Consider the following 15,248-nt stretch of genomic DNA (forward strand, 5'->3'; position numbering starts at 1 on the left):
GTGGCCACCCCGGCCCGGGCAATCCAGCATGGCCCAAACGGACCGCAATGTCATAAGACAAGCATCGTGCGCACAAGTGGGGACCGGTTTTGCGCTTCAAACGATGCGATTACAAAAACCAGAGCGCGCGACCTGCGTCCGATTAAACGCGGCGCGCTTCAAACCAGCCGCCGTCCGGTCCAGACGACCCTGCCGACGATGGCCACCAGCGCCGGATCGATATCCACCCAATCGGGATAATGGACATTGTCGCTGAGCACGCTGAACAATCCCCGGCGCGGCCCCATCGCGATCCGCTTCACCATCAGCACGCCATCCAGCCGCAGCACATAGACGCCGTCGCGCAACCGCATCGCGTCATCATCATGATCGACCATGATCTCATCGCCATCATTGAGCGTGGGCGCCATCGATTCGCCGTCCACCCGGATGATCGAAACGCGCTGTGGCCGCACGCCCAGATGGCGCAACCATTTCGCGTCGAAAGCCATCACGCCGGCCGCGCGCTCGTCCTCGTCAAGCGACCCGGGCCCGGCCGAAGCGCCCAGGGAGAGGCGCGGCACCGGCACCACGGCAGGCAGCGGCCGCGATTTCCGTTCCACCATGAACTCCTGCCGCGCTGGTCCGCCCAGCACGTCCTCGGAAACGCCAAAATAGCGGGCGAGAATCCGGCGGTCGTCCTCATCCAGCTTGCGCGGCGTCCCGCGCTTGATGAATTGCTGGATATAGGAGGGGTTACGCTTCAGCCGCCGGGAGAGGTCAGAATAATTCTCCCCCCGTTCGGCGATTAGCCGCTCCAGCACTATGCGCGGATCTTCCAAATCAACGGCCATGACAGAATCCTATCGATAGGATTTTTCCTAGACAAGTAGGAAATACAGGAACAGATAGGAAACATCCTAGAGATTCGCGGCGGGCGAATCGTGTTGCAGAGGGAGATTGAAAGGCATGTTGATTCGCGCCGTAGAGAAGTTCCTGCGGGACAACGGCATTCCAGCGACCCGCTTTGGCCGGGAGAGCGTCCGCGATCCTCGTTTGGTATTCGACCTGCGCCAAGGGCGGGAGCCGGGGGAACGGATCAAGAGACGTATAGAACATTTCATGAACACATATCGCAGGAGCGTGGGCCAATGACAAGTATGGATCATCTCCGCCAGAGCCGGAATCCGGTCGCAAACGAAGGAATGCGCCGCAGCGCTGACCCATTGCCACGGCTGCTGGCGCAACTCATCGAACGCGCAGGCGAGCCCGCCAGTATTGAGCGGGCGACCAGCCGTCCATGGGCCAGCGCCCTGTTTCAGGGACGTCGGCACGTCATCGCCCTGCGGATGACGGGGCCGGACGCGAAGGAAAGGCGGGCACGCTTTGCCTTGGGGCTGGAAGATGCCGAGTGGACCCTGACCCGGCATTTCGTTGCAGACATCAAGATCGACGGCGGCCGTTCGGCCGCCGATCAGGAATGGATCGAGCTTTCCGCGCTCACCATCGAAGACTGGTGAGCGGCGGGGGTCAGCGCGTGCGGTCTGCCATGGCCCTTAATGTGCCGAGCGCGGCCCGCAGCGCCTGGTCGACGTCATCCTCGACATGATCCCGCACCGGGACGCGCTGCTCGACGGGCATGTCCGCAATGACCCCGCCCTCAACAGCCGTCCTGCTTCCCCGCACGCGTTCGGCGAGCCCCCTTTCGAACCGGGCCGTCAACTCGGTAAGGGACGGCATCGCCGATACGGGAGCCTCCGTCCGAGTGGTTTCTACCGGAGCAGGAGGAGCAATATCCTCGAACTCGGCATAGGTGGGCTTATCCTGGCCAGCTTCTTCAAAAGAGGATAGGCCCGGCTGGATGATCGCCTGCTCTTCGACCTCAGGCACTTCCGGTTGCTCCCCGCGCGCGGGCGCGATCCGGGGGAAGATCTCCAGCCCGCCAAAGTCGCGGCTGGCGAAGATCGGCGTGCGTGCAGGCGCGTCGGGATGCGCGTCAGCACGGCGCGCCAGCGGGCGCGATATTCTGGACGCTCCGGTCGCCCGGCCGCGAGACAGCCAGTTCAGCTTCGGCAATGCAAAACCCATATCACTCACTCCCGTGACGCTGTGACGGCGTCGATCCTTTTTCATCGGCACTGGTGCAGCGCCCAAACATGCAACGCCTGTCGCCATCAGCGCGCCGAACCCGGCGAGCAGCAAGCGTGCCTTCAACCCCAATGGCGGCGCGGCAGCGGGCATGGCCTCGCTGAGGCCGCTGGACGCCACGACCGTTTCGACCAGCCCGGCCGGCATTGTCAGCAGGATCATGCCCACCGCGATCCCCGCCAATATGGCCGGGGTCATCGCCCGATGAGATCGTCCTACGATCAAGCTCCCACTCATGCGGCGGCACGGACATGGGCGGGCCGCTGCGCCAGCAATCGCTCATAAACCGGCTGATAGCGCAGAATATTTGACGACCAGTTACGTTCCCGCTCGACAAAGGCGCGCGCCGTTGCACGGCGATCATCCCAGAAGCCCCGATCGGCAAACATTTCCGCCAATGCAGACGCGATCGCGGCCGGATCACCAGGCGTGAACAACGTGCCGGTCACCCCATGCTCGATCAGTTCGCGATGGCCGCCCACATTGGAAGCCGCCACCAGGCGCCCCTGCGCCATCGCCTCCAGCGGCTTGAGGGGAGTCACAAGATCGGTGAGCCGCATCGCCTTGCGCGGATAAGCGAGCACATCGACCTGCGCATAATAATCCTCGACTTCGTCATGCGGCACGCGTCCGACGAAGACGATATGGTCGGCAAAGGGCGAAGCTGTCGCCTGATCCCTCAGCGCCTGTTCACAGGGGCCTCCACCGACGAGCAGCAGCTTCACCCTGGGCCGGGCGCGGACAAGCCGGGGCATGGCGGCGATCAGGTCGTCCAGCCCTTCATAATCATAGAAGCTGCCGATGAAGCCGACGACGTCCGCGCCATCCAGCCCCAGCCGGGTCGTCATCGCCGGGTCCCGAGGCACGGGCGTCCCGAACTGCTCCATATCCACGCCGTTGGGCGAGACGATGATCTTGGCGGGATCGATTCCCCTTGCCACCAGATCGCCGCGCAGCCCCTCGCAAATGACGGCTACGGCATCGGCTGCGCGCACCGCGTGGGTTTCGAGTTGCCGGGTCAGCCAATAGCGCGGGCTTCCCTCGGTGCCGGTGCCGTTGCCGACCGCTGCATCCTCCCAGAAGGCCCGAATCTCGTAGATCATCGGAATGTCGTGCCGCTTGGCCGCGCGCTGGGCAGCCATGGCGTTCAGGACCGGGGAATGGGCGTGGATGACGTCCGGCCGCCAATGGCCGATCAGCGAATCGATCGCGTCCGCATGCGCGGCGATGTCTCGCCATTCGCGCAGCAGGGGGTTGCCCGTTGCCGGATGGCCCGGCGTGCGATGGAAATGGAGGCCATCGACGACCTCCTCCACTGGTCCCTTGGCGCCGTGGCGCAATCCGGTGATGCCCCGCACGTCCCAGCCCTGCGCCATTTGCGCCCGCAGGATCGCACGCGTCCGGAAGGTGTAGCCGCTGTGCATCGGCAGGCTGTGATCGAGCACATGGAGTATCCGAGTCATGACGCTTCTTGTGCCGGAAAAGGTTTAACGGCCCGTCAACTCTGCCGCGCTAGGGAAAGGTCGTGGCCATGGAAGAACCCTTAGCGCGATGATTGACGCCCTTTCCCTGCTGGTCAGCCATGGCGTGATCATGCTGGCGGCCTGGCGGCTGCTTTCGCGCCCGGACCTGGATGACGAATCGCAGGCGGAGCAATCGCCCGATGCGTGACCTGTTCTTCCTCGCTTTTCTTGGCGCCTTCTTCCTGCTGGGGTTGCGGCGTCCATTCCTGCTGGTCGCCGTCTATGCCTATATCGACATCGTCTCGCCGCAGCGGCTGTCCTATTTCCTGCTTAACCGAATCCCGATTTCCGCCATCGCCTTTGCGCTGGCGGTCGGTGCCTGGCTGCTGGTGGACAAGAAAACGGACTGCCGCTTCTCCATGCGCCAGCTCCTGTTGCTGATCTTGCTGGCCTGGTGCGGCTACACGACCGCGACGGCCGACTTCCCGCTCAACGCCCACACGAAATGGGAATGGGTGTGGAAGGCGATGATCTTCGCCATCTTCCTGCCGCTCACGCTCCGCACCCGACTGCGGCTTGAGGCACTGGCGCTCTTCATGGTGCTGTGCGCAAGCACGATCATCATCAATGGCGGCATGAAGACGGCCCTGTCGGGCGGCGGCTATGGCGTGCTCAACCTGATGGTCGACAACAACAGCGGCCTTTATGAAGGCAGCATCATCAGCTGCGTTGCCATCTCGCTCATTCCGCTCATCCTGTGGCTGGCGAAGCATGGCACTATCTTTCCCCCCGATTGGCGGGTGCGCGGCTTTGCCTATGCGCTATGCTTTGCCTGTCTGCTGATGCCGATCGGGACGGAAGCCCGCACGGGCCTCGTCTGCATCGTCATCCTCGCTGGCATGATGCTGATGCGGTCGAAGCGGCGCTTTATCTACGGCCCGCTCATGGCCGTGGCAGCGCTGGCCGCCATCCCCTTCCTGCCCGCCAGCTTCACCCAACGCATGTCCACCATCGAAAATCATCAGAGCGATGAGAGCGCGTCCACGCGCCTTGCCGTGTGGAAGTGGACGCTGGACTATGTGAAGGAGCATCCCGGCGGCGGCGGCTTCGACAATTACCTGCAGAACAGCTTTACCTATTTCACGCAGGAACGGGTGATCGACAGTGGGGGATCGCGAGTCGAGCGGCGGCTCGTCACCGACAAGGGCCGCGCCTATCACAGCGCTTATTTCGAAATGCTCGGCGAGCAAGGCTATTTCGGCTTCGCGCTCTGGCTACTCATACATCTGATCTGCTTCATCCGGACCGAAGCGATCCGGCGGCGCTATCGCGGCCGCGACGGCCCCAGCGAGGCGTGGGTCGCGCCTTTCGCGCTGGCGCTTCAGCAGGGGCATGTCATCTACATGATCGGATCGCTGTTCGTCGGCATCGCTTACCAACCCTTCATCTTCATGATGCTATCGCTGCAAATCGGCCTCGACACCTATCTCGCGCGCAAGCAGCGGGAGACGGTGCGGAGCCCGGCCATGGCGTTGCGGCCGCTGAAGCCGGTCACAGGGGGAGTATGATGAGCGGAGAACTCCGCATTCTGGGCATGGCGCACGGCTTGCTGCTGGGCCTTGTCTTAGCGTCGCCCATGATAGGCGAGGCATTCCTGCCCTGGGGCGTTGAGGCATTGTTCATCATCGCGGCGTTCCAGCTGCGCCTGGCGGACCGGCGATGGGATACGCGCGCTGGACTGCGGGGCTGGGTCAGCCACATACGCATGGCGCCCGGGCGCCTCGTCCCATGGGCGGCGACGGCGGTCGTGGCGGTTATCGCGGGTCCCGAGCAGGCGACCCTGGCCGGATCGATCCTGGCGGCGGTGCTGATGGCAGAGCTGATGCTCTATCCTGCCGGTGCCTATCTGCTTGGCCGACTGCCGCGCCCGGGAATCGCGCTGCTCATAATTCTGCTGATCATCGGCTGCGGGCTTGCCGGACAGGGCCAGCCCGCCCGGCTCGCCATGGCGTTCGCGCTAGGCGTGAGCGGCTGCGTATTCTGGATGCGCGGACCGGATGGCGAAGCGCAAGCTACCCTGCTCACGGCAGCGGCAGCTGCCGGATGCTTCGGCGCAGCCCTCCTTATTCCCGGCGCCACGATGATCGCCATGCCCGCCGCCCTGTTGGCGACGACCCTTACGCTCGCCCATCTGTCCGTCATTCGCCGTCATCCGGACCATTGGCGGCTGCGCAGCAGCGGCACGTTTCGGTGGCCGTTCCTGACCCACATGGGATAAAGCCGGGAACGCAAAAGCGGGAAGGCGGGTTAGAGGCTCTTGAGAAGGAGCCCATGCTGCAAAGCCTCGTCCACGGGCGGGGCTTCGCTTGCCGCGCAGTACGCGCTATCTGACCCGTTACGAACGCGGTTTGATCGCCTCTCTGGAAGAGCGCGGGGCCAGCCCCTCTCTTCCTTTGGCGGCCTGACCGCTCTTCAATTTTCAGGGATCCCCATGGCCGCGAAGAAAGAGCCTGCATTCACCGAAATCACCGTTCGCCCTCCCAACCTTTCGGAAATGTGGCATGCCACGGCGAACTGGTTCGCGGTTCACTCGTTGCAGATAGTGATTGCCGTCGGGATCGGCATAGCCATCTATCTCGGCCTCGCCGCATTGCGCGGATTCGGCAAGCGCTTCCGTGGCAAGCCGGGCAGCACCCTGGCCGTCTCCAACGTCGTTGGCCGCGCTATCGCCCGGACCACCCATTTCTTCATGGCCCTCGTCGCTGCCCGCTTGGTGGTGAGCTATGCCAATCCTCCGCTGATGGTGATGAAGACGGTAGGCTTCCTCTTCACCATCGCTGCGGTTTTCCAGGCGGCGATCTGGGCGCGCGAGATCATCCTGGGCCTCGTCGAACGCAAGACGGTCGGTGAAGACGCCCATGGCGAAACCCTTGCCAACGCGATGGGGCTCATCCGCGTCCTGGTAACTTTTGGCCTGTTCGCCATCGCCGCGGTGGTCGTGCTCGACAATCTAGGGGTGAACGTCACCGGGTTGGTGGCTGGCCTCGGTATCGGCGGCATCGCGATCGGCCTTGCGGCGCAGGGCATATTTTCCGACCTGTTCGCCGCGCTGTCGATCATCTTCGACAAGCCCTTCCGCCGGGGCGAAGTGATCACCTATGACCAGACGACCGCGCGGGTCGAACGCATCGGCCTCAAAAGCACCCGCCTTCGCGCGATGACGGGCGAGAAGAAGGTCATTTCCAACGCCAACCTCCTGCAGAAGGAGATCACCAGCCTTCAAACGCTGGAGCAGCGCCGGGTGACCTTTTCCCTCGGCATCATCTATCAGACGCCCGATGAGAAGGCCGATGCCATCCCGGCCCTGCTTGAGGAAATCGTGACGGCCGAAGGGATGAACTTCGTCAACGCGGGCCTGGTGCGTTTCGGCGCGAGTTCGCTCGATTATGAGCTGAATTTCGACGTGCCCTACCCTGACCAGCATGATTATTTCCAGTCGCGCCATCGCATCGGCCTGGCGATCTGGAAGCGGTTCAAGGCGGAAGGCATCGAATTTGCCTATCCCACCCAGACAAGCTTCACCGCCGCGCCGGACGGACGCACGATCATGCCCTATCCCGATCCTCTGCATATCGACCATGAAGGGACCGCGCGGCTCACCTGAACCGGTTTTCGATTCGCTTCACCTTCCCCTCGCTTGCCTCCTCCCTGCCAGCGGGTCAGGCAGCGGCAAATCCGATCGGGGACATGAAGATGATTTCACGCGCTACACTCGCCGCCGCCGCTTTGGCGGCATCCTTCGCCACCGCTCCCGCCGTCCATGCCGAAGGGCTTGGAGCCGAAGCCAATTACGGCCGGGCAAACGGACATTGGGGCACTGAAATCGGCGCAGGCTATGCACTGGACGTGGCCGGGTTCAGCCTGACACCCGGCGCGGGCGTCTATCTGCGCGACGGCGCGGCGAAGCTTTATGGCCGGGTCGAAGCGACATACGCCCTGCCCGCCTTTGCAACGGTGGGCGCTGGCGTCCGCTTCAGCAGCGACAAGGCCAGGCCCTATGCTACCATCGCAATGCCGATCCTTCCCAAGCTGCGCGTGAAAGGCAATGTCGGTCCCAAATATTATACCGCTGGCCTGACGCTCGGCTACTGACCCATGCCCCAAAGGCTTCCGGGTTGCAGCAGGCCGTTCTGCAAGGACAAGCCGCCCTCCCGGTCCTTGGCCAGCAGCAGCGCTCCGTCCAGGTCTATCCAGTCCGCGCCCTGCGCCACCAGCGCTGCGGGAGCGATGCCGAGCGATGTGCCGAGCATGCAGCCGACCATGATGCGGAACCCCCGCTCCCTTGCGGCGCGGGCGAGCGCCAGCGCTTCCGTCAGGCCCCCCGCCTTGTCCAGCTTGATATTGACCGCATCGAAGTCCCCCAGGCGATCCAGGTCGGCGCGCGTATGGCAGCTTTCATCGGCGCAAAGGGGCAATGGGGACTTGACGCCCGCCAGCCTGTCCTCACGCCCGTGAAAAACCGGCTGCTCCACCATTTCGACGCCAAGCGCCGCAAGCGCTTCCGCTTCAGCCGCGATATCGAGGTCGTGCCAGCTTTCATTCGCGTCGACGATCAGGCGTGCGCCCGGTGCACCGGCACGAACCGCTGCGATCCGTTCCCGGTCGCCCTCTCCGGTCAGCTTGCACTTCAGCAGGGCAAAGCCCCTGCCCGCGGCAGCACGTGCATCCTGTTCCATTTGGACCGGGTCGTTCAGGCTGATGGTGAAAGCCGTTGGCAGCGGCGTCGGCGGCTGCACGCCCGCCAACTGCCACACTGGCACGCCTGCCTGCTTCGCTTCCAGATCCCAAAGCGCGCAATCCAACGCGTTGCGGGCAGCACCTCGGGGCATCGTCCCCAGCAGTGCCTCACGGTCGAGAGGCCCCTGATAGGCGTTGATGGCAGCGGCGCAGGCCTCGGCTGTCTCGCCTTCATAATAGATGGGCGTGCCCTCGCCCCGGCCCACATGCGCTCCGTTGCCGACGGTACAGACGACGACATCGACCGAAGTCTTCGCGCCCCGGCTGATGATGAAGGCGCCAGCGACTGGCCAGCGTTCGACGGTAGCGGAAATTATGCGGTTCATCGGCGTTTCCTGAGCGGCGGAACAAGGGCGGACACAAGGCTCTATGCGAAAATCGCGCAGCGCCGCATAGTCCCGCCGAATTCTAATATGAGGATGGGTGCATCGTGACCTCCCGTGAGTTGACTGGTTTTCTTTCTTTGGCCGAGCAGGAAGCCGGGGCAGCGCAAAGCCGCATGTCGGACCTTGCCTGGCGCATCGGCTTCGGCGCCATCAGCTGGCCCTGGCTGCTCGCCAGCCTTTCGGGCGGCCGGAAGGCTGACAAACGCGCTCTGCTGGATGAGCTCAAGCTGCCGCACGACGCGCTCCCGCATCTCGGCAGCTGGAAAGCGGATGTCGGTTTCCTGCGGCATATCGTCCGGGAAATAGCGCGTCTGCGGCCCGCCCAGGTGGTGGAGCTGGGCGCAGGGGCGTCCACCTTGATCGCGGCAAAGGCTTTGGCGATGCATGGCGGCGGCCGCCTGACCAGCTTTGACCAGCATGGCGGCTTTGTTGACGCAACCCGGACCTGGCTTTCCGACCATGGCCTCCACGCCGATCTGCGCCACGCGCCGCTGGCATCGGAAAGCAGCGATTGGCCGGGGCGCTGGTATGCGCTGGACGATCTGCCCGAGCGCATCGACCTTCTGATCATCGACGGGCCGCCATGGTCCGTTCACCCGCTGGTGCGGGGCGCAGCGGACAGCCTGTTTGCACGGCTGTCGCCCAACGCCGTTGTCCTGCTGGATGATGCGGCCCGGCCCGGCGAACGGATCGTGGCGCAACGCTGGCGCCAGCGCTGGCCACACATCGATTTCCGCCTGATGCATGACGGCACCAAAGGGACGCTGGTGGGCCGCAGGCGAGACATGTCGATTCCTGTCGCCAACGACAATGAAAGCGGACGCGGCTGGCAACATCTACGCCGGACCGCCGCGATCGCCGCCCTGCTGGCGACTGGCTGGATCGCGAGGGGCGCGCTGGGCGAATTTCCGCAGGCGGCTCAGGCGAGTCCCTTCCTTGACGAAGCCGCCGCGTCCCACCGTGCCGGCCTGTTGCGCCAGAACATGGCGTCCCAGGTGGAGAGCGCGACCCTCAACAGCGAGGAGATACGCCGTTCGACCGGCATCATCCTACCCTCTTTCCCGCGCAGCTGGCGCGTCACTGACGTTCAGCTTTTCCCGACACCGGACAGTCCGGCCATTGCCATATCTCTCGTGACACCGGCGGGCGAACAGCTCTCTTTCTTCGCGGACAAGGCGGAAACCCCTGCCGAAGCGCGGCCGCTGATCGCCCGGCGCGCGACCGACATCATCGCTTATTGGGAAGCGGGCGACATGGCCTACGCCCTTACCGGCCGCACCGCTGCCCGCCGCATCATGACGCTGGCGGCGGAGATCACGCCCGCCAGCTGAGCCCCCGCTCTACTGATCCTCGTTGAGGCTTGCGCCCCGGGCTGCTAAGCGCGCGCGCATGCAAGATGCGGAACAATCCATGTCGCGCGGCGGCGCGCGTTCGTCCCTTGGCAGCCTCGCCATGCTATGGCGCTTTGCCTCGCATTATCCCGGACGGATCGCAGCCGCGCTCGCCGCGCTCATCGTTTCTTCCGCCGCCACGCTCGCCATTCCCAGCGGCTTCCGCCTGGTCATCGACCGCGGCTTCATGGGTGGTGGCGACATCAGCCGGTGGTTTCAATATCTGCTGTTGATCGTGCTGATCCTGGCCCTTGCCACGGCGGCGCGCTTCTACTTCGTGTCCTGGCTTGGCGAGCGTGTGGTCGCCGACATCCGGTCGGCAACCCAGGCCAATCTCCTGCGCCTGGAACCGCGCTTTTTCGAAGAGAACCGCCCGTCGGAGATCGCGTCGCGCATGACGGCCGACACCGCCATCATCGACCAGATCGTCGGCTCCACCGTGTCCGTCGCCTTGCGCAATCTGGTAACGGGGATCGGCGGCCTCATCTACCTGTTCGCGCTGGCGCCCAAGCTGGCGGGGCTCCTGGTGCTCGGCATACCCATCATCCTCGTCGTGATGATCAGCCTCGGCCGCCGCGTCCGCCTGCTCTCCCGCGCAAGCCAGGACAGGCTGGCCGCCGTTGGCAGCGTCACCGCCGAAGTGCTAGGAGCCATGAAGATCGTTCAGGCATTCGGGCAGGAATCGCGCGAATCCGCGCGCTTCGACGCAACCGTAGAAGCCGGGTTTGCGACGGCCCGTCGCCGCATCCTCCTCCGCGCCGCCATGACCGCCGTGGTCATCGCGCTGGTCTTTGGGTCGATCACTGCGGTGATGTGGCAGGGCGCGCTGGACGTCGCTGCGGGCCGACTGTCAGGAGGCAGCATTGCAGCCTTTGTTTTGACAGGCGGCCTCGTCGCGGGCGCATTCGGGGCGCTTTCCGAAACATGGGGCGACCTGCTGCGAGGCGCGGGCGCTGCAAGCCGCCTGCATGAGTTGATGACGGCGAAGCCCGACATTGTCGCGCCCACGTCACCCCGGCGAATCCCGCAGCTTCCAACGGGCGCCAACCTCCAATTCGATGATGTGCATTTCAGCTACCCGACCCGGCCTGACGAGGCGGCCCTGCACGGCATATCGATCGACATCGCGGCGGGTGAGACGGTTGCGATCGTCGGACCGTCAGGGGCTGGCAAATCGACGCTGATCCAACTGGCCCTTCGCTTCTATGATCCTGATGCGGGCGAAATCCGGTTGAACGGCATTCGCCTGCCCGAAGCAGATCCGGCAGCCGTTCGCGACATGATGGCGATGGTGCCACAGGACAGCGTGATCTTCGCTGCCTCCGCCAGGGACAATATCCGCTTTGGCCGGTGGGATGCGTCGGACGACGAGATCTGGAACGCGGCGCGCGCCGCGAATGCCGAGACTTTTCTGCGCGGGCTGCCGCAAGGGCTTGATACATTTTTGGGCGAAGGGGGCGCTCGTCTGTCCGGAGGTCAAAGGCAGCGGCTTTCGATCGCTCGCGCTCTGCTGAGGGATGCGCCTATCCTGTTGCTGGACGAGGCGACATCAGCTCTGGACGCGGAGTCGGAGCAGCTGGTGCAGGACGCCTTGTCGCGTTTGATGCTGGGCCGGACGACGATCGTCATCGCCCATCGTTTGGCGACGGTGCGTGCTGCGGATCGTATCATCGTGCTTGATGGAGGCCGGGTCGTCGAGCAGGGCAATCATGCCGCACTCATGGCGGAAAAGGGCTTGTACGCGCGGCTGGCGAGCCTTCAGTTTCAAGATGTAGCGCCGGCCTGAAGGCTTCCACCACTCGCCGCTCGACTAGTCGCTGATCCGCACGATGTGATCGAGGATGGCGGGGTGGAGCGGCCGTTCGAACTGGCAACCCGCTTCGTGGCCCCGCGTCCAGAGGACATGGGCACGGCGCCCTTCGAAACCCGGCAACATGACCCAGAGGCAATCGCCCGCAGCAAGCTTCATGAAGCTCTGTAACCGGAAACCGCTGACGGAGAGATCAGCGACGCGGCTCTTGAACCAGGTTTCACCCGGCCGCCTCACCTTTACCGGCACGTGGACATAGCGCCGCTCCGATAGGCGGCTGCGGTTTGCGCTCGGCTCAATTTGAATTTCTGCGCCCATGGTCAGATGCGTCCCTCGCGGCGCATTGTCGCTGATTGCAGTTAAGAAGTCTTGAAGATGAGCGGGCAAAAAAAGAAGGGCCGCCGAAGCGACCCTTGATCAATTGCCAAAAGCTGATTGCGTCACCCCAGCCCGCGCCCGGAAACGGGAAGTCGAACATTCCCGGCCAGACGGCGGCGGCGTAGCCAGCCTTTAGAAATTTCCATATTGTTCGTTGCCGACGAAGCCCAGCTTCGTGACGCCAGCGCGCTTGATCTCCGCAAGCACCTCATCAACGACCACATAACGGGTGGCCGCGTTGGGCTGGAACTGCAATTCGGGTTCGACCGGCAAGCGCAGCGACTGCTGCAAATACTGACGCAGGGTCAGCAGGTCGATGGCCGAACCATTCCAGGTGATGATACCACCGGCATCGATCGCGACCTTGTTCTTGACAGGGTCGATAACGCTGTCGGTCGGCGGCGCGTTTTGCGGCAGGTCGATCTTGACCGCGTGGGTCTGGATCGGGATCGTGATGATGAACATGATGAGGAGAACGAGCATGACGTCGATCAACGGCGTCGTGTTCATCTCCATCATCGGCTCGCCATCATCTTTTCCGGCACTCATTGCCATGGGGCGATACTCCTAAAACTTAGAGCCGCTGCGTCTGCGAACCCGGTTCGGGTTCGGAGATGAAGCCGACCTTCGGGAAACCGGCGCGCTGCATCGTGTAGATGGTGCCGCCGATGCACCGGTAGGGCGTATTGATGTCGCCGCGGATATGCACTTCAGGCAGATCCTCCGGCGTCAGGTTTTCAACGCCGCCCGCCTTCTTGATGTCCGCTTCGAGCTTCGCGACCGCGCGGTCGAGCAACTCGTCCGAAGACACCTTGGTCAGGTTCCAGTAAACCGCGCAGCTGCCGTCTCCGGCTTGCGTGATCGACAGCGAAACATTCTCCGGCTTCGTCGTCGTCGGCTCGAACGCGACCTTGGGGAGCTGCAGCTGAACCGTCTGGACGACGACCGGGACCGCGATGAGGAAGATGATGAGCAACACCAGCATGACGTCGACGAGCGGCGTCGTGTTGATGTCGGACATCGGCTTTTCATCACCGCCGTCGGAGCCAACACTCATTGCCATTGATTAATTTCCTAACATGCGTGTCGATGGTGCCCCATCATTCGGGGCCCATGGCCGGTGGGGAGCAGCAGTCGCAGCCGTCCACTATCCCGCACCGGCTCCTTGACCCAATCAGGCCTTGGTCGGAGCAGCAGCCGGCTTGGCAGCAGGTGCAGCCGGGGCAGTCGCGAACGAAGGCTTGACGGCGCCGTTCGACACCAGGTGAGCCAGCAGATCGACGGTGAAGCCATTCAGCTGTTCGGCGATCGACTTGTTGCGGCGCTGCAGGAAGTTGTAGGCAAGCACCGCAGGAACGGCCACGGCCAGACCCAGCGCGGTCATGATCAGAGCTTCGCCGACCGGGCCGGCGACGGCGTCGATCGATGCCTGACCGGCAGCACCGATCTTGATGAGCGCGCGGTAGATGCCGATAACCGTACCGAACAGACCGATGAACGGCGAGGTCGCACCGACGGTCGCGAGGAACGCCAGGCCGCCGCCGAGCTTCGAGTTGATCGACGCTTCCGAACGGGCGAGCGAACCGTGCAGCCAGTCATGAGCTTCGACCGGGTCGGTCAGCTTGGTGTGTTCTTCCTGAGCCTTGATGCCGTCGTCGACGATCTGCTTGTAGGCCGAGTTCTTTTCGAGCTTGGCCGAACCTTCCTTCAGGGTCGCGGCGCGCCAGAAGGTTGCGCGAACCTTCTTGCCCTGATTGAGAACCTTCTGCTGTTCGATCAGCTTGGTGAACAGGATGTAGAAGGTGCCGACAGACATGGCGACCAGGATGATGAACACGGTCCATGCGATGGTGCCGCCCTGCTCCAGGGCTTCCATGAGGCCGTAGGGATTTTCCGGCTTGGGCGCCGCAGCTGCTGCGAGATACATCAACATTTTCAAGACTTCCCTCTCAAAAGGATCAATAAAAGGGGAAGGCGGCAGCAGCGCCAGCCTTCCCGTTACAATTATTCAGGCAGTCGCCAGGTGATGCGACCATTGTAGGTGTCGGACATGGGTCCGCCTCCGGCTGCCGTAGCGGGCTTGAACTTCGCACGGCGCGGCAGGAGACGGCACGTCGCCTCGTCAAGGTCGGGATGACCCGTAGAAGAGGTGATGGTGCAGCTCGTGACACGACCGTCAGGTCCAATCTCAAGCCGGAAACCAGCCGTACCCGAACGTTCTTCGCGCTGTGCGCGGCTCGGATAGTCGGCGTCGCTGAGCCAGCTGCCCGGCGAGCTGCGCGGCGTAGCGCGCGAAGCCGGAACGGCTGGGGGCGGCGGCGGAGCAGGCGGCGGCGGAGCGGCAACCGGCACCGGGTTGAATACCGGCGGGGGCGTACGCACCGTCTGGATGGGCGGCGCAGGAGCCGGCGTCTGAACAATCGGCGGGGGCGCGACGACCGGCGGCGGTTCGACCGGCTGGTCTGGCGGCGGCGGCGGCGGCTCCTCGTCTGGTGGCGGCGGTTCCTCCTTCACGTCGATCACGTTCAGCTGTTCCGCCGCCTTTTTGACATATTTCATGCCAAGGCCGGTAACAAAGGCATAACCCAGAACAGCGTGAATCAGGGCGACGATGATAATCGAGATCGTGCGACTCGATCCTTGCGAGTGGTCAGCATAGGCCATTCGGCAACGACACTCCTTAACTCAACTTACCATTGTTATAAGCAAACAAGCCAAAAGCGGCCCCAGTTGACCAGGTCGTCCCTGGCCACCTTTGGCCCCCATCCGCGCATTTGCTACCGTCGAAACTCCTATCGCGGCGCATCGTGGCACGCAAACGCTTTATCGATAGGTTGATTTCCGATGAGCATTTTAAAACAGAATGACTTGCCTGTGACAACATTGTCACGGATGA

Annotated in this window: 17 protein-coding genes and 1 pseudogene; 9 read left to right on the forward strand and 9 right to left on the reverse strand. The window is 63.6% G+C overall.

Translation table 11 applies throughout. From position 1 onward, the window contains the following. Positions 1-158 precede the first annotated feature (158 nt). The gene (locus MU848_RS01160) at positions 159-833 is read right to left on the reverse strand and encodes a S24 family peptidase (protein ID WP_247229684.1); all 675 of its coding nucleotides are present in this window, start codon (positions 831-833) and stop codon (positions 159-161) included. 115 nt (positions 834-948) lie between these two features. On the opposite strand from MU848_RS01160, the gene MU848_RS01165 reads away from it, so the two are divergent. Then, positions 949-1,134 carry a hypothetical protein gene (locus MU848_RS01165; RefSeq protein WP_247229686.1) on the forward strand — a complete coding sequence of 62 codons (186 nt, stop codon included), beginning with the start codon at positions 949-951 and terminating at the stop codon, positions 1,132-1,134. Further along, a complete protein-coding gene (locus tag MU848_RS01170; RefSeq protein WP_247229688.1) occupies positions 1,131-1,499 on the forward strand; it encodes a hypothetical protein in 369 nt (122 codons plus the stop codon). Before MU848_RS01165 ends, MU848_RS01170 begins: the two co-directional genes overlap by 4 nt. A gap of 10 nt (positions 1,500-1,509) precedes the next feature. Here MU848_RS01170 and MU848_RS01175 read toward each other — a convergent pair whose 3' ends face one another. Together MU848_RS01175 and MU848_RS01180 are read right to left on the reverse strand one after the other, a co-directional pair. After that, on the reverse strand, positions 1,510-2,364 hold the full coding sequence (locus tag MU848_RS01175) for a hypothetical protein (RefSeq protein WP_315862402.1): 855 nt from the start codon (positions 2,362-2,364) through the stop codon (positions 1,510-1,512). Continuing rightward, on the reverse strand, positions 2,361-3,590 hold the full coding sequence (locus MU848_RS01180) for a TIGR04063 family PEP-CTERM/XrtA system glycosyltransferase (RefSeq protein WP_247229690.1): 1,230 nt from the start codon (positions 3,588-3,590) through the stop codon (positions 2,361-2,363). The genes MU848_RS01175 and MU848_RS01180 overlap by 4 nt, the downstream gene beginning before the upstream one ends. 200 nt (positions 3,591-3,790) lie before the next feature. On the opposite strand from MU848_RS01180, the gene MU848_RS01185 reads away from it, so the two are divergent. The 5 genes and pseudogenes from MU848_RS01185 to MU848_RS01205 all read left to right on the forward strand — a co-directional run bounded on the left by MU848_RS01185 (position 3,791) and on the right by MU848_RS01205 (position 7,742). Then, positions 3,791-5,158, forward strand: coding sequence for a putative O-glycosylation ligase, exosortase A system-associated (locus MU848_RS01185; RefSeq protein ID WP_247229692.1), 1,368 nt, complete (start codon positions 3,791-3,793; stop codon positions 5,156-5,158). After that, on the forward strand, positions 5,158-5,868 hold the full coding sequence (locus tag MU848_RS01190) for a hypothetical protein (RefSeq protein ID WP_247229694.1): 711 nt from the start codon (positions 5,158-5,160) through the stop codon (positions 5,866-5,868). The genes MU848_RS01185 and MU848_RS01190 overlap by 1 nt, the downstream gene beginning before the upstream one ends. Positions 5,869-5,941: 73 nt before the next feature. Further along, positions 5,942-6,055: pseudogene (locus tag MU848_RS01195) on the forward strand (DNA topoisomerase IB); the annotation flags it as partial. 26 nt (positions 6,056-6,081) lie between these two features. Continuing rightward, positions 6,082-7,254: a mechanosensitive ion channel family protein gene (locus tag MU848_RS01200; protein WP_201515645.1), complete on the forward strand. Its 1,173-nt coding sequence runs from the start codon at positions 6,082-6,084 to the stop codon at positions 7,252-7,254. An 83-nt stretch (positions 7,255-7,337) separates the two neighbouring features. Then, entirely contained in the window at positions 7,338-7,742 is a 405-nt protein-coding gene (locus MU848_RS01205) for a hypothetical protein (RefSeq protein WP_247229696.1), read from the forward strand. Here MU848_RS01205 and dgcA read toward each other — a convergent pair. Then, complete coding sequence (gene dgcA, locus MU848_RS01210) at positions 7,736-8,713, reverse strand: N-acetyl-D-Glu racemase DgcA (protein WP_247229698.1); 978 nt, start codon at positions 8,711-8,713, stop codon at positions 7,736-7,738. The genes MU848_RS01205 and dgcA overlap by 7 nt on opposite strands. Before the next feature lie 104 nt (positions 8,714-8,817). Here dgcA and MU848_RS01215 point away from each other — a divergent pair, with 104 nt between their 5' ends. Then, positions 8,818-10,104 (forward strand): class I SAM-dependent methyltransferase, encoded by a 1,287-nt coding sequence (locus MU848_RS01215; RefSeq protein WP_097092371.1) that lies wholly within the window; start codon positions 8,818-8,820, stop codon positions 10,102-10,104. A gap of 58 nt (positions 10,105-10,162) precedes the next feature. After that, on the forward strand, positions 10,163-11,950 hold the full coding sequence (locus tag MU848_RS01220) for an ABC transporter transmembrane domain-containing protein (protein ID WP_247229700.1): 1,788 nt from the start codon (positions 10,163-10,165) through the stop codon (positions 11,948-11,950). A gap of 24 nt (positions 11,951-11,974) precedes the next feature. Here the strand turns inward: MU848_RS01220 and MU848_RS01225 are convergent, their stop codons facing one another. The 5 genes from MU848_RS01225 to MU848_RS01245 form a co-directional block, all read right to left on the reverse strand. Next, entirely contained in the window at positions 11,975-12,292 is a 318-nt protein-coding gene (locus tag MU848_RS01225; RefSeq protein ID WP_247229702.1) for a PilZ domain-containing protein, read from the reverse strand. Positions 12,293-12,484: 192 nt separating this feature from the next. Next, the gene (locus MU848_RS01230) at positions 12,485-12,907 is read right to left on the reverse strand and encodes an ExbD/TolR family protein (RefSeq protein ID WP_097092373.1); all 423 of its coding nucleotides are present in this window, start codon (positions 12,905-12,907) and stop codon (positions 12,485-12,487) included. 19 nt (positions 12,908-12,926) lie between these two features. Beyond that, positions 12,927-13,415 carry an ExbD/TolR family protein gene (locus MU848_RS01235; protein WP_097092374.1) on the reverse strand — a complete coding sequence of 163 codons (489 nt, stop codon included), beginning with the start codon at positions 13,413-13,415 and terminating at the stop codon, positions 12,927-12,929. A 111-nt stretch (positions 13,416-13,526) separates the two neighbouring features. After that, complete coding sequence (locus tag MU848_RS01240; protein WP_176502232.1) at positions 13,527-14,285, reverse strand: MotA/TolQ/ExbB proton channel family protein; 759 nt, start codon at positions 14,283-14,285, stop codon at positions 13,527-13,529. 71 nt (positions 14,286-14,356) lie between these two features. Then, positions 14,357-15,016, reverse strand: coding sequence for an energy transducer TonB (locus MU848_RS01245; RefSeq protein ID WP_097092376.1), 660 nt, complete (start codon positions 15,014-15,016; stop codon positions 14,357-14,359). Positions 15,017-15,248 lie beyond the last annotated feature (232 nt).

Source organism: Sphingobium agri (assembly GCF_023051225.1).
Lineage (GTDB): Bacteria > Pseudomonadota > Alphaproteobacteria > Sphingomonadales > Sphingomonadaceae > Sphingobium > Sphingobium agri.

Coding starts and splice junctions, on each gene's coding strand:
- MU848_RS01160 (WP_247229684.1), bottom strand. CDS start 833: ATGGCCGTTGATTTGGAAGATCCGCGCATAGTGCTGGAGCGGCTAATC.
- MU848_RS01165 (WP_247229686.1), top strand. CDS start 949: ATGTTGATTCGCGCCGTAGAGAAGTTCCTGCGGGACAACGGCATTCCA.
- MU848_RS01170 (WP_247229688.1), top strand. CDS start 1,131: ATGACAAGTATGGATCATCTCCGCCAGAGCCGGAATCCGGTCGCAAAC.
- MU848_RS01175 (WP_315862402.1), bottom strand. CDS start 2,364: ATGAGTGGGAGCTTGATCGTAGGACGATCTCATCGGGCGATGACCCCG.
- MU848_RS01180 (WP_247229690.1), bottom strand. CDS start 3,590: ATGACTCGGATACTCCATGTGCTCGATCACAGCCTGCCGATGCACAGC.
- MU848_RS01185 (WP_247229692.1), top strand. CDS start 3,791: ATGCGTGACCTGTTCTTCCTCGCTTTTCTTGGCGCCTTCTTCCTGCTG.
- MU848_RS01190 (WP_247229694.1), top strand. CDS start 5,158: ATGAGCGGAGAACTCCGCATTCTGGGCATGGCGCACGGCTTGCTGCTG.
- MU848_RS01200 (WP_201515645.1), top strand. CDS start 6,082: ATGGCCGCGAAGAAAGAGCCTGCATTCACCGAAATCACCGTTCGCCCT.
- MU848_RS01205 (WP_247229696.1), top strand. CDS start 7,338: ATGAAGATGATTTCACGCGCTACACTCGCCGCCGCCGCTTTGGCGGCA.
- dgcA (WP_247229698.1), bottom strand. CDS start 8,713: ATGAACCGCATAATTTCCGCTACCGTCGAACGCTGGCCAGTCGCTGGC.
- MU848_RS01220 (WP_247229700.1), top strand. CDS start 10,163: ATGCAAGATGCGGAACAATCCATGTCGCGCGGCGGCGCGCGTTCGTCC.
- MU848_RS01225 (WP_247229702.1), bottom strand. CDS start 12,292: ATGGGCGCAGAAATTCAAATTGAGCCGAGCGCAAACCGCAGCCGCCTA.
- MU848_RS01230 (WP_097092373.1), bottom strand. CDS start 12,907: ATGGCAATGAGTGCCGGAAAAGATGATGGCGAGCCGATGATGGAGATG.
- MU848_RS01235 (WP_097092374.1), bottom strand. CDS start 13,415: ATGGCAATGAGTGTTGGCTCCGACGGCGGTGATGAAAAGCCGATGTCC.
- MU848_RS01240 (WP_176502232.1), bottom strand. CDS start 14,285: ATGTTGATGTATCTCGCAGCAGCTGCGGCGCCCAAGCCGGAAAATCCC.
- MU848_RS01245 (WP_097092376.1), bottom strand. CDS start 15,016: ATGGCCTATGCTGACCACTCGCAAGGATCGAGTCGCACGATCTCGATT.